This window comes from Streptomyces sp. NPDC033216 (assembly GCF_055577115.1).
In genome coordinates, this window is the sequence record NZ_JBVIQK010000002.1 from 536,808 (window position 1) to 550,161 (window position 13,354).

General features: G+C 69.7%; 10 protein-coding genes and 1 riboswitch. Of the genes, 4 read left to right on the forward strand and 6 right to left on the reverse strand.

The features are described from left to right. Positions 1-3: 3 nt before the first annotated feature. The 6 genes from ACZ5Y0_RS05875 to ACZ5Y0_RS05900 form a co-directional block, all read right to left on the reverse strand. Positions 4-966: a GlxA family transcriptional regulator gene (locus ACZ5Y0_RS05875; protein ID WP_469127358.1), complete on the reverse strand. Its 963-nt coding sequence runs from the start codon at positions 964-966 to the stop codon at positions 4-6. A 210-nt stretch (positions 967-1,176) separates the two neighbouring features. Beyond that, complete coding sequence (locus tag ACZ5Y0_RS05880) at positions 1,177-2,190, reverse strand: ribonucleotide-diphosphate reductase subunit beta (RefSeq protein ID WP_469127359.1); 1,014 nt, start codon at positions 2,188-2,190, stop codon at positions 1,177-1,179. Further along, the gene (locus tag ACZ5Y0_RS05885; RefSeq protein WP_469127360.1) at positions 2,190-4,559 is read right to left on the reverse strand and encodes a ribonucleoside-diphosphate reductase subunit alpha; all 2,370 of its coding nucleotides are present in this window, start codon (positions 4,557-4,559) and stop codon (positions 2,190-2,192) included. The genes ACZ5Y0_RS05880 and ACZ5Y0_RS05885 overlap by 1 nt, the downstream gene beginning before the upstream one ends. A 136-nt stretch (positions 4,560-4,695) precedes the next feature. Then, positions 4,696-4,806, reverse strand: a riboswitch (adenosylcobalamin-variant (AdoCbl-variant) riboswitch). Between the two features lie 226 nt (positions 4,807-5,032). Continuing rightward, entirely contained in the window at positions 5,033-6,661 is a 1,629-nt protein-coding gene (gene mctP / locus ACZ5Y0_RS05890) for a monocarboxylate uptake permease MctP (RefSeq protein ID WP_469127361.1), read from the reverse strand. Continuing rightward, positions 6,658-6,924, reverse strand: coding sequence for a DUF3311 domain-containing protein (locus ACZ5Y0_RS05895; RefSeq protein ID WP_469127362.1), 267 nt, complete (start codon positions 6,922-6,924; stop codon positions 6,658-6,660). Before ACZ5Y0_RS05895 ends, mctP begins: the two co-directional genes overlap by 4 nt. A 210-nt stretch (positions 6,925-7,134) precedes the next feature. Further along, complete coding sequence (locus tag ACZ5Y0_RS05900) at positions 7,135-7,899, reverse strand: GntR family transcriptional regulator (RefSeq protein WP_469127363.1); 765 nt, start codon at positions 7,897-7,899, stop codon at positions 7,135-7,137. Positions 7,900-8,322: 423 nt separating this feature from the next. On the opposite strand from ACZ5Y0_RS05900, the gene ACZ5Y0_RS05905 reads away from it, so the two are divergent. The 4 genes from ACZ5Y0_RS05905 (at position 8,323) to ACZ5Y0_RS05920 (ending at position 13,220) form a co-directional block, all read left to right on the forward strand. Next, on the forward strand, positions 8,323-9,606 hold the full coding sequence (locus tag ACZ5Y0_RS05905) for an extracellular solute-binding protein (protein WP_469127364.1): 1,284 nt from the start codon (positions 8,323-8,325) through the stop codon (positions 9,604-9,606). 265 nt (positions 9,607-9,871) lie between these two features. Beyond that, entirely contained in the window at positions 9,872-10,861 is a 990-nt protein-coding gene (locus tag ACZ5Y0_RS05910; RefSeq protein ID WP_469127365.1) for a carbohydrate ABC transporter permease, read from the forward strand. Continuing rightward, complete coding sequence (locus tag ACZ5Y0_RS05915; RefSeq protein ID WP_469127366.1) at positions 10,858-11,724, forward strand: carbohydrate ABC transporter permease; 867 nt, start codon at positions 10,858-10,860, stop codon at positions 11,722-11,724. Before ACZ5Y0_RS05910 ends, ACZ5Y0_RS05915 begins: the two co-directional genes overlap by 4 nt. An 8-nt stretch (positions 11,725-11,732) precedes the next feature. Beyond that, entirely contained in the window at positions 11,733-13,220 is a 1,488-nt protein-coding gene (locus ACZ5Y0_RS05920; RefSeq protein ID WP_469127367.1) for a glycoside hydrolase family 3 protein, read from the forward strand. The last annotated feature ends 134 nt before the right edge of the window (positions 13,221-13,354 follow it).

Below are 13,354 nucleotides of genomic sequence, written 5' to 3' on the forward strand. Positions count from 1 at the left end.
CGTTCAGGCGGCCTCCGGGCCCCGGAACGTACGCCGGTAGGCGTTCGGGGTGGTGCCCAGCGCCCGCACGAACTGGTGCCGCAGCGCCCCCGCCGTGCCGAATCCGGTCCGCCAGGCGATCGCGTCCACCGTCTCGTCGGACGCCTCCAGCAGATGCTGGGCGAGCAGCACCCGCTGGCGCAGGATCCAGCGGTAGGGCGTCGTGCCGGTCTCCTGCTGGAAGCGGCGGGCGAAGGTGCGCGGCGACATGTGGGCGCGGGCGGCGAGCTGTTCGACGGTGACCTCCTGGTCGAGGTGCTGCTCCATCCATGCGAGCACCTCGCCCACGGTGTCGCAGGACGAACGCGGCAGCGGCCGCTGGACGTACTGCGCCTGGCCGCCGTCCCGGTGCGGCGGTACGACCATCCGCCGGGCGATCCCGTTGGCTACCTCGGGACCCTGCTCCTTGCGCACGAGATGCAGGCAGGCGTCGATGCCGGCGGCCGTGCCGGCCGAGGTGATCACCGGGTCCTCGTCGACGTAGAGCACGTCGGGCTCGACGGTCGTACGCGGGTACTCACGGGCGAGTTTCTCGGCGTGCCGCCAGTGCACCGCGCAGCGCCGGCCGTCCAGGAGCCCCGCCGCGGCCAGCACGAACACCCCGGAGCACACGCTCAGCACCCGGGTCCCGCGGTCCACGGCCCGGCGCAGCGCGTCGAGCAGCTCGGGCGGGAACTCCCGGGCCCCGTAGGTGTCCCCGGCCGGTACGGCGATCAGGTCGGCGCTCTCCAGCCGTTCGAGCCCGTGTTCCGTGCCCACCGTGAAGCCGGCGTGGGTCGACAGGGTCGGCCCCTCGGCGGAGGCGACGGCGAAGTCGTAGAGCGGCAGGCCCTCGTCGCTGCGGTCGATGCCGAACACCTCGCAGACGACGCCGAGTTCGAAGGGGTGCACGCCGTCGAGGAGGATCGCGGCCACGTTCTTCAGCATGCCGACAGTGTGCCCCGCGGTGGCAGTAATTTGAAGGTGTGCGGCAGTCCTGCCACTGTCAGGAGTGTCGTAGTCGCATGATGCTTACCTCATGAACGCACTCACGGAAGCCCTCACCGTCCTCGCCGTGTTCCTGCTCCTCGCGGGTCCGGCGCTCGTGGGGCTGGCCCACGAACGCCGGATCGACCGCCGACTGCGCGCGGCGCGGACTCAGAAGTCCTCGTCCAGGTCCACGGTGCCCTCCACCGCGACCTGGTACGCCGACGGACGGCGCTCGAAGAAGTTGGTGAGTTCCTGAACGCCCTGTAGCTCCATGAAGGAGAACGGGTTCTCCGAGCCGTACACCGGGGCGAAGCCGAGGCGGCTCAGCCGCTGGTCGGCGACGCACTCGAGGTACTGGCGCATCGAGTCGGTGTTCATGCCCGGCAGGCCCTCCCCGCACAGGTCACGCGCGAACTGGAGCTCGGCCTCGACGGCCTCCCGCAGCATGTCGGTGACCTGCTCCTGGAGGCGGTCGTCGAACAGCTCCGGCTCCTCCTTGCGGACGGTGTCGACGACTTCGAACGCGAAGGACATGTGCATGGTCTCGTCACGGAACACCCAGTTGGTGCCGGTGGCGAGGCCGTGCAGCAGACCCCGGCTGCGGAACCAGTAGACGTACGCGAAGGCGCCGTAGAAGAACAGGCCCTCGATGCACGCGGCGAAGCAGATGAGGTTGAGCAGGAAACGGCGGCGGTCGGACATCGACTCCAGCCGGTCCAGCTTCTCCACCGAGTCCATCCAGCGGAAGCAGAACTCCGCCTTCTCACGGATGGAGGGGATGCTCTCGACCGCGTCGAAGGCGGCCGCGCGGTCCTCCGGGTCGGGGAGGTAGGTGTCCAGCAGGGTCAGATAGAACTGGACGTGCACGGCCTCCTCGAACAGCTGCCGGCTCAGGTAGAGCCGCGCCTCGGGGGAGTTGATGTGCTTGTACAGCGTCAGCACCAGGTTGTTCGAGACGATCGAGTCGCCCGTCGCGAAGAAGGCGACCAGCCGGCCGATCAGGTGCTGCTCGGCGGGTGTCAGCTTCGCGAGGTCCGTGACGTCCGAGTGGAGGTCGACCTCCTCGACGGTCCAGGTGTTCTTGATGGCGTCCCGGTAGCGCTCGTAGAAGTCGGGGTAGCGCATGGGGCGCAGGGTCAGCTCGAAGCCCGGGTCGAGCAGGTTCTTCCGGTTGTCACTCATCACTGGCAGGCCTCGCAGGACTCGGGGTTCTCAAGGGAGCAGGCGACGGCCTCTTCGGGGGCCGGCTGCGGTACGGGAATCGGGGCCTGTGCCTGTGCGGCGCGGGCGATGCGGGTCGCCGGGCGCGAACGCAGGTAGTACGTCGTCTTCAGGCCCGACTTCCAGGCGTACGCGTACATCGAGGAGAGCTTGCCGATGGTCGGCGTCTCCAGGAACAGGTTCAGGGACTGCGCCTGGTCCAGGTACGGGGTGCGGGCGGCGGCCATGTCGATCAGGCCGCGCTGCGGGATCTCCCACGCCGTGCGGTAGAGGGCCCGTACGTCCTCCGGGATCCAGGTGAACGCCTGCACGGACCCGTTCGCCTCGCGCAGGGCCTCGCGGGTGCGGGCGTCCCAGACGCCCAGCTCCTTGAGTTCCCGCACCAGGTAGGAGTTGACCTGGAGGAACTCGCCGGACAGCGTCTCGCGCTTGAACAGGTTGGAGACCTGCGGCTCGATGCACTCGTACACACCGGCGATCGACGCGATGGTGGCGGTCGGCGCGATGGCCAGGAGCAGCGAGTTGCGCATGCCGGTCGCCGCGACGCGCTCGCGCAGCGCCGCCCAGCGCTCCGGCCAGGTGAACTCGACGCCGTAGTGGTCGGGGTGCAGCACACCCCGGGCGGTACGGGTCTTCTCCCAGGCCGGCAGCGGGCCGTTGCGCTCGGCGAGGTCGGCGGAGGCCTCGTACGCGGCGAGCATGATCCGCTCGGCGATCCGGGTCGACAGGGCCTTGGCCTCGGGTGAGTCGAAGGGCAGCCGCAGCTTGAAGAAGACGTCCTGGAGGCCCATCGCACCCAGACCGACCGGACGCCAGCGGGCGTTGGAGCGGCCCGCCTGCTCGGTCGGGTAGAAGTTGATGTCGACGACCCGGTCGAGGAAGGTGACGGCGGTGCGGACGGTCTCGTCCAGCCGCTCCCAGTCGATGACGTCGGCGGCCCCGGGGTCCGTGACGACGAACGCGCCGAGGTTCACCGAACCCAGGTTGCAGACCGCCGTCTCGCCGTCGTCGGTGACCTCCAGGATCTCCGTGCAGAGGTTCGAGGAGTGGACCACATGGCCCGGCTCCGCTGTCTGGTTGGCGGTGCGGTTGGCCGCGTCCTTGAAGGTCATCCAGCCGTTGCCGGTCTGCGCGAGGGTGCGCATCATGCGGCCGTACAGGTCACGGGCCGGGATCGTCTTCCTCGCGAGCCCCTCGGCCTCCGCCGCGCGGTAGGCCGCGTCGAACTCGTCGCCCCACAGGTCGACCAGCTCGGGCACGTCGGCCGGGGAGAACAGGGACCACTGCCCGTCCGCGTTGACGCGGCGCATGAACTCGTCCGGCACCCAGTGGGCCAGGTTGAGGTTGTGCGTGCGCCGGGCGTCCTCACCGGTGTTGTCGCGCAGCTCCAGGAACTCCTCGATGTCGGAGTGCCAGGTCTCCAGGTAGACCGCGGCCGCGCCCTTGCGCCGGCCGCCCTGGTTCACGGCGGCGACCGAGGCGTCCAGCGTCTTCAGGAACGGCACGATGCCGTTGGAGTGCCCGTTGGTGCCCCGGATGAGCGACCCTCGCGAGCGGATCCGGCTGTACGACAGCCCGATGCCCCCGGCGTGCTTGGAGAGGCGGGCGACCTGGTGGTAGCGGTCGTAGATGGAATCCAGCTCGTCCAGCGGGGAGTCGAGGAGGTAGCAGGACGACATCTGCGGGTGCCGGGTGCCGGAGTTGAACAGGGTGGGGGAGGACGGCAGGTAGTCCAGGCGGCTCATCAAGGTGTAGAGCGCGGCGACCTCGTCGACGGACCTCGTCGTGTCGTCCTCCGCCAGGCCGCTCGCCACCCGCAGCAGGAAGTGCTGGGGCGTCTCGACGACCTTGCGGGTGATCGGGTGGCGCAGCAGATAGCGGCTGTGCAGGGTGCGCAGGCCGAAGTAGCCGAAGCGGTCGTCGGCACCCGTGTCGACCAGCGCGTCGAGCCGGGCCGCGTGCAGCCGCACGAACTCGGCGGTGCGATCGGCGATCAGGCCCTCACGGTGGCCGACGGCGACGGAGTCGGTGAAGGAGGTGACGCCCTGGGAGGCGGCCTCCGCCCGGATGCCGAGCGTCAGCAGCCGGGCGGCCAGCCGGGAGTAGGCGGGGTCCTCGGAGATCAGACCGGCGGCCGCCTCCGTGGCCAGCTCGCGCAGCTCCGACTCGTCCGCCCGAGCGGAACGGCCCCGCAGAGCGGCGGCGGCGACCCGGCCGGGGTCGGCGTCGGTGAGGTCGGCGGTCAGCTCGGTCAGCGTCCGCAGCAGCGCGGCTCCGGGGCCGTCGGTCTCCGGGGCTGCTGAAACCGGTTCGGCTGGCGCGATGGTCACGTGGGGGCTCTCCCTCGCTCGGCGGGGGCCTTGCGGAGGGCAGGGGGCGGCACACGAGCGCGGGGCGCGTCGCGTCCACCGGCCCATTCCGCGAGGCCCGGACGTCAGGGCACCCGAGCCGGACGGACCGGGTGCGCTGCCGGCAGGTGCTCGGACTGACCATGCGTGCGCAAAGGGACATGGACGCACGCAAGTACACCGTTGCGGGACAGTTCCGGATTCGCACCGGATTCCCCTGCGGCGACAGCGAGCATGAGCATACATCTTGTGTTGGGCTGGCGCGCGAGCCCCAGATGTTGTGTCCGGCTGGCTTCGCAGCGTCAACTCACCGAGGCTCACCATGCCGACACGCGGTGCCCCTCACGGGGGACGGAGGCCGGTCCTTGCGGTGGGAGCGCGTACGACAGCGGGGCGCCGAGGCGACGTGCCCTCGGCGGCCCGCTGCGGGAGGTGCGGGAGGACGCTCCCTCGCGCTAGTGCCCCGCCCCCGCCGTCGCCGGCGGCAGTTCCACCTGGACGCCCGGCTCGCCGGCGTCCGCCGTGTAGTCCGACGGGGAGGTCTCGTCGACGCCCTCCGGCGCCTTCAGGGCCTTGAGGACGAAGGTCAGCACCACCGTCACCACCACGTTCAGCACGAACGCCGTGAGGCCGATGTAGCCGATCTCGCCGATACCGGGGATCTCCTTCGACGAGCCGCCGAAGTGCTTCTGGGTCGGGGAGGCGACGCCGTACGCCGCGAAGGTGCCGTACAGCATGCCGACCGCCCAGCCGGCCAGCAGGGCCCAGCGGTGGAACCAGCGGGTGAACAGGCCGCCGACCAGGGCCGGGAAGGTCTGCAATATCCAGATACCGCCGAGCAGCTGGAAGTTGATGGCGACCGTCTTGTCCATGGTGAGGACGAAGACCAGCGCGCCCACCTTCACCAGGAGCGACACCAGCTTGGAGACGCGGGTCTCCTCCTTGGGCGTGGCGTCCGGCTTGATGAAGTCCTTGTAGATGTTGCGGGTGAAGAGGTTCGCCGCGGCGATGGACATGATCGCCGCCGGTACCAGCGCGCCGATGCCGATCGCCGCGAACGCCACGCCCGCGAACCAGTCCGGGAACATGTCCTCGAACAGCTGCGGGATCGCCAGCTGCCCGTTGGAGACCTTCACCCCGGCCGCGATCGCCATGAAGCCCAGCAGGGCGAGCAGACCGAGCATGAGGGAGTACAGCGGCAGGATCGTGGTGTTGCGGCGGATCACGTCACGGCTGCGCGAGGACAGCGTCGCGGTGATGGAGTGCGGGTACATGAACAGCGCCAGCGCGGACCCCAACGCCAGCGTGGCGTACGTCCACTGGCCCGCCTCGGCCGGTGCGAGCGCGCCGCGCGGCTTGCCGGTCGCCGGATTGGTCTGCGCGAAGGCGTCGCCCGCCTTGGCGAAGATGTCGTCGAACCCGCCGAGCTTGATGGGGATGTAGATGATCGCCACCGCGATGACGAGGTAGATCAGCGTGTCCTTCACGAACGCGATCAGCGCGGGCGCCCGCAGACCCGAGGAGTAGGTGTACGCCGCCAGCACGCCGAAGGCGATCAGCAGGGGCAGGTCCTTGACGAACCAGTTGGTGTCCTCGCCGCCGCCGACGCCCATCACGTCCAGCACCGCCTGGATGCCGACGAGCTGGAGCGCGATGTACGGCATCGTGGCCAGGATGCCGGTGACGGCCACGGCCAGGGACAGGCCCTTGGAGCCGAACCGGCCGCGCACGAAGTCCGAGGTCGTCACGTACCCGTGCTTGTGCGACACCGACCACAGGCGCGGCAGGAAGGTGAAGATCAGCGGGTAGACGAGGATCGTGTACGGCACCGCGAAGAAGCCCGCCGCGCCGGCCGCGTAGATCGCCGCCGGGACCGCCACGAACGTGTAGGCCGTGTACAGGTCGCCGCCGAGCAGGAACCAGGTGACCCAGGTGCCGAACGACCGGCCGCCCAGACCCCATTCGTCGAGGCTGTGCTCGTCGGCGGCCCTGCGCCAGCGCGCGGCCAGGAAGCCCATGACCGTGACGGCCAGGAAGAAGAAGATGAAGACGGCGAGTGCGACGCCGTTCACGCCGTCGTTCACTTCGCGGCACCCCCGCCCTGGTTCTTGCGGCCGCGCTGGTCGAACTGCCACAGCTTGTACGCGGTCACGGTGAGCGCCGTGGAGAGGAGCACCCACAGCATCTGGTACCAGTAGAAGAAGGGGATGCCGATGAACGTGGGGTCGGTCTTCGCGTACGAACCGACCCACAGCATCGCCACGAAGGGCGCGAACAGGCAGAGGCCGATGACGACGCGCAAAGGCGTCACCACCGGCCCCCTGGTGACTTCCGGGGCTTCTGACATCGGGCGGCTCCGTCCCCTCGCAGATCATGTGCAACGCGCACGAAATGTAGGTGACGGATAAAGGAAAACGGAAGACCTCGTCCGCATATCGGTCCCAGGACCGCACGGTCACTCCGCGGGCCGCTTCAGCCCGCGACGACCTCGTACGGTTTCCGTTACCTCGGTCGCTCAGCCGCGCGACGACCTCGTACCGCTTCCGTTACCGCGCGGTCACTCCACGGGTCGGTTCAGCCGCGCGACGAACTTGTACCGGTCCCCCCGGTACACCGATCGCACCCATTCCACCGGCTGCCCCTCCTTGTCCACGGAGTGGCGGGACAGCATCAGCATCGGCAGGCCGACGTCCGTGCCCAGCAGGCCCGCCTCGCGCGGTGTGGCCAGGGAGGTCTCGATGGTCTCCTCGGCCTCCGCGAGGTGGACGTCGTAGACCTCGGCGAGCGCGGTGTAGAGGGACGTGTACTTCACCAGTGACCTGCGCAGGGCCGGGAAGCGCTTGGCCGACAGATGGGTGGTCTCGATGGCCATCGGCTCGCCGTTGGCCATGCGCAGCCGTTCGATGCGCAGCACGCGGCCGCCGGCGGTGATGTCGAGCAGTCCGGCGAGGCGGTCGTCGGCCGTGATGTAGCCGATGTCCAGCAACTGCGAGGTCGGTTCGAGGCCCTGCGCGCGCATGTCCTCGGTGTACGAGGTGAGCTGGAGCGCCTGGGAGACCTTCGGCTTGGCGACGAAGGTGCCCTTGCCCTGGATGCGCTCCAGCCGACCTTCGACGACCAGTTCCTGGAGTGCCTGGCGCACGGTGGTGCGCGAGGTGTCGAACTCGGCCGCCAGCGTGCGCTCGGGCGGCACCGGCGTGCCGGGCGACTGCGTCTCCGTCATGTCGAGGAGATGCTTCTTCAGGCGGTAGTACTTGGGCACGCGCGCGGTACGGACGGTCGCCCCACCCTCGTGCTCCGCACTGCTGACGTCGGTGCTCATGGCCTGCCTTCCCGGCTCCGGGTGCCGAACCGGCCGACATTCCCTCGGCCGCGGCTCACATCGTGGCACGGGTTCGTGGGCGGGGTGTCCAGTGCGGTGACCTCGCGCGCTCCGTGATCTCCTCTGTATACCTCTGGGACCCCCGTTGGTCTAGTCCAGCACGCCCTGCGCGGACGGCTGGTTCGCTGCGTCGGCGAGGGTCGATCTGCCGCCCCTGAATTGAAAAGTCCCTGCATATCGCGGTCCCGTAACGGACGACTCAACCCCGCTTGAACACCCTTGACAGCCCTATTGGTCTGAGCCAAGCTCCCCCGTACTGGTCTACACCATTGGTCCAGGTCCTGGCCCCACGGACGGTACGCGTTGACGCTCGACCGCGGCGGGGAGGCAGGGGGGTTTGTGGCATCCCTGAGGAGGGTTGGCGTGAAGCGCAAGCTGATAGCCGCGATCGGTATCGCGGGCATGATGGTCTCCATCGCGGCGTGCGGGGACGACAAGGACGGCGGGGCCTCGGACAAGGGCACCGACGCCAAGGAGCTGACGGTCTGGCTGACCGTCGACGCGCAGAACAACTGGCCCGAGCTGGTGAAGGCCGCGGACGCGGCGGTGCAGAAGAAGCACCCCGGTGTGAAGATCACCCACGAGTACTACGGCTGGCCCGACAAGAACGCCAAGCTCGACGCGGTTCTCGCCACCGACAAGGTCCCCGACGTGGTCGAGATGGGCAACACCGAGATGCTCGGCTACATGGTCAAGGGCGCCTTCGCCCCCCTGGACGCCTCCAAGTTCGACAACTCCTCCGCCTGGCTGGACGGCCTCAAGGCCTCGGTGACGTACGAGGACAAGACCTACGGCGTGCCGTACTACGCGGGTGGCCGCGTCGGCAACTGGCGCAAGGACCTCTTCGCCTCGGCCGGCGTCAAGGCGGCCCCGAAGACCTACGCGGAGCTGACCGCCGCCCTGGACAAGGTCCAGAAGAAGGAGGGCGACAAGTTCAGCGCCTGGTACCAGCCCACCCGCGACTGGTACGCGGCCATGTCCTTCGTCTACGACGCCGGCGGCTCCATCGCGAAGGAGGAGGGCGGCCAGTGGAAGGCCAACCTCTCCTCGCCCGAGTCCGTCAAGGGCCTCAGCGAGTTCAAGAACGTCGTCGACAAGTACATGCACGGCGACAAGACGAAGGACGAGTCCGACCGTCACATCGTCTACGGCCAGGGCAAGTCCGGCATGATCTTCGGCGCGGCCTGGGAGGGCGCGACCGCCGAGGCCCCCGAGAACGACAAGAGCGGCAAGCTCAAGGGCAACCTCGAGAACTTCGTGATGCCCGGCCCGTCCGGCAAGAACCTCCCCGTCTTCCTGGGCGGTTCCGACCTCGCCGTCCCGGTCAAGTCGGACGCGCAGGAACTCGCCGCCGAGTGGATCAACGCGTTCACCGGTCCCGCCGGCCAGAAGGGCCTGATGGGCAAGGGCAACCTGCCCAACAACAAGACCGACCTCGCGACCCTGAAGAACGACCCCAAGACGGTCGTGCCGGCCACCGCGGCCGAGTCCAACTGGTTCGTCCCGATGGCGCCCGGCTGGGGTCAGGTCGAGAAGGCCCAGCTCCTTCAGACCATGCTCCAGAGCATCGGCACCGGCAAGAAGACCGTCGAGGAGGCCGCCAAGGAGGCGGACGCCGCGATCGACAAGGTCATCAACACCAAGTGACGCGAGGCGGGGCCCGCTGTGGCGGAGCCCCGCCGTCCGTACGACCAACGGACTTCCACCCGTAGAAGTCACGGGGCCGGCCGCCGTACCCGTACGGGGTTCGCCGCCGTGCGGCCCCCTGGGGCTTCCGCCACGGACGGCCTACGGGGCTTCCACCCACGTAGGACCCACGGTGGTCCGGCCGTCGTACCCCTGCGGGGTGAGCCCCCGTACCACCACGGGGACCGGCCTCCGTACGACCTGAGGGACCGCTGAGGAGCGCGCGATGAGTGCCGCAGACACGACCACCCCTGCCAAGGTGCCGCCGCCGCGGCCCGCACCGCCGCCGCCGCCCGCGCCACGGCGGCCCCGCGCCAAGGCGACCTCCGCCGGTGCCGGCACCCCCTGGCTGCTGCTCGCCCCCTGCCTGCTGATCCTCGTGCTGGTGATGGGCTATCCGCTCGTCCGCCTGGTCACCCTCTCCTTCCAGAAGTTCGGGCAGTCCCAGCTGTGGGGCTTCCAACCGGCCGAGTCGGTGGGGTTCGACAACTTCACCAAGGTGCTGGGCGACGGCGAGTTCTGGGCGGTCGTGGCACGCACGATCGTCTTCGCGGCCGGCTGCGTCGTCTTCACCATGGTCATCGGCATGCTGATCGCGCTGCTGCTCCAGCGGGTCTCCGGCTGGGTGAAGACGCTCATCAACATCGCGCTGGTGGCCAGCTGGGGCATGCCGATCATCGTCGCCACCACGGTCTTCAAGTGGCTGTTCGACGCGGACTACGGCATCCTCAACGCGGTGCTGAGCCGGCTGCCCGGCGTCGACCTGATCGGCCACAACTGGTTCGCGAGCGGGCCGCAGGGCCTCGCCGTGATCATGCTGCTGGTGATCTGGGGAGCCGTCCCGTTCGTCGTGATCACTCTCAGCGCCGGTCTCACCCAGGTCCCCAAGGAACTGGAGGAGGCCGCCCGTCTCGACGGCGCCGGCGCCTGGGGTGTCTTCCGGTACGTCACCCTGCCCATCCTCAAGCCGATCATCGTGATGCTCACGACGCTGTCGGTCATCTGGGACATGGGCGTCTTCCCGCAGGTCTTCGTGATGCGCAACGGCCATCCCGAGGCCGAGTTCCAGCTGCTGACGACGTACTCCTACGACCGCGCCTTCGTCGTCAACGACTACGGCCAGGGTTCGGCGATCGCTTTGATCACCGTGCTCCTGCTGCTCGGTGTGGTCGCCGTGTACATGCGCCAGATGCTGAAGATCGGAGAGGTCGAATGAGCGCCATCGCCACGGCCAGGAGAGGCTCCGGCGGCGGCTCGGGCCGCCGGAAGTCCAAGATCGGATGGAACCTCCTCGGACTGCTCGTCTTCGTCGTCGCCGGCTTCCCCGTCTACTGGATGCTCAACACCGCGTTCAAGCCGGCGAAGGACGCCATCGACCCGGATCCGAGCCTGCTGCCCACCGCGCTGACCTTCTCCAACTTCGGCCGGGCGATGGACATCGCCGACTTCTGGGGCCCGGTCGCCCGCAGCCTGGTCGTCTCGCTCGCGGTCGTCCTGATCGGCATCGTCGTCGGCATGCTGGCCGCGCTGGCCATCTCCCGGTTCGCCTTCCGCGGCCGCAAGATCGTGATCGTCGGCATCCTCGCGGTCCAGATGGTCCCCCTGGTCGCCATGATCATCCCGGTCTTCCTGCTCCTGAACGACCTGGGCCAGTACGACCGGCTGACCGGCCTGATCATCACCTACCTGACCTTCATCCTGCCCTTCACGGTGTGGACCCTGCGCGGCTTCATCGTCAACATCCCGAAGGAACTGGAGGAGGCCGCGATGGTCGACGGGTGCTCCCGCACCGGCGCCTTCATGCGCGTCGTCTTCCCGCTGCTCGCCCCCGGCATGGTCGCCACCTCGGTCTACGGCTTCATCCAGGCCTGGAACGAGTACCTCTACGCCCTGATGCTGCTCAGCCAGAAGAACCAGACGGCGACCGTCTGGCTCGGCAACTTCACCACCAAGCACGGCACCGAGTACGCCCCGATGATGGCCGGCGCCACCATGATGGCCGTCCCGATCGTCGTCCTGTTCCTCCTCGTCCAGCGCAAGATGGCCGCGGGTCTCACCGCGGGCGCCGTGAAGGGATAACGCCCCCGATGACGACACTCGCCACCGGCACCGACACTCTGACGCGTGACGCCCTGACGGTCCTCCAGCCCGGTTTCGCCGGCACCAGCGCCCCCGACTGGCTGCTGCGCCGGCTCGGCGAAGGCCTGGCCTCCGTCGGGCTGTTCGGCCGCAACATCACCTCTCCCGAACAACTCGCCGCGCTGACCGCACAGTTGCGCACCGAACGCGACGATGTGCTCGTCGCGATCGACGAGGAGGGCGGCGACGTCACCCGGCTGGAGGTGCGGACCGGCTCCAGCTTCCCCGGCAACCACGCCCTCGGCGCGGTGGACGACGTGGACCTCACCAGGCAGGTCGCCCTCGAGCTCGGCCGCCGCCTCGCGGCCTGCGGGGTCGACTTCAACTGGGCCCCGTCGGCCGACGTGAACTCCAACCCGGGCAATCCGGTGATCGGCGTACGGTCCTTCGGCGCCGACCCCGACCTGGTCGCCCGGCACACCGCGGCCTACGTCAGCGGCCTCCAGGCGGCGGGCGTGGCCGCCTGCACCAAGCACTTCCCCGGCCACGGTGACACGGCCGTCGACTCCCACCTCGCCCTGCCGCGCATCGACGTGGACCCCGCGGTGCTGGCCGAGCGCGAACTGGCCCCGTTCCGCGCGGCCATCGCGGCCGGAAGCCGCGCCGTGATGAGCGCGCACATCCTGGTCCCGGTCCTGGACCCGGACCACCCGGCGACGCTGTCCCGCCGCATCCTGACGGACCTGCTGCGCGGCGAACTCGGCTACGACGGCCTGATCGTCACCGACGGCATGGAGATGCGGGCGATCGCCGGCACCTACGGCATCGAACGGGGCAGCGTCCTCGCCATCGCGGCCGGCGCCGACGCCATCTGCGTGGGCGGCGGCCTCGCCGACGACGAGACGGTACGGCGCCTGCGCGACGCCCTCGTCGCCGCGGTCCGCACCGGCGACCTCCCGGAGGAACGCCTCGCCGACGCGGCGGAACGGGTCCGCGCCCTGGCCCGCTGGACGGCGTCGGCCGCCACGTCCGCCGACCGGTCCGGAGCGCACACCGACATCGGCCTCGTCGCCGCCCGCCGCGCGCTGCGCCGTACCGCCGCCGCCCCCTTCGCCCCGCTCACCGACGCCCCGTACGTCGCCTCCCTCGCCCCGGTCGCCAACATCGCCGTCGGTGACGAGACGCCCTGGGGCGTGGCCGCGGAACTCGCCCGGTTCCTGCCCGGCACCGAGACGGGCAGCTTCGCCGGTGAGGACGCGGGACACGCGGCACTGATCGCGGCGGGGGAGCGGCGGATCGTCGCCGTGGTCCGCGACGAGCACCGCCACCCCTGGATGACGGCGGCCCTGGACACCCTGCTCGCCGCCCGCCCCGACACGCTCGTCGTGGAGATGGGCGTCCCCCAGGCCCCGCCCCGCGGCGCCCTCCACCTCGCCACCCACGGCGCGGCGCGCGTCTGCGGACGGGCGGCGGCGGAGGTCATCGCGGGCAGGTAGCGGCTCCTGCGACGAGACGGGCGCCGGGGCCCCCGGGAGGGGGGCAGAGACCACCCCCTTTTTGGTGGTGTTCCCGGGGGGAGGGTTCCGACCCCCCCCCCCCCCCCCTCTTCGTTGTGGGTGTTTCTGGAGGG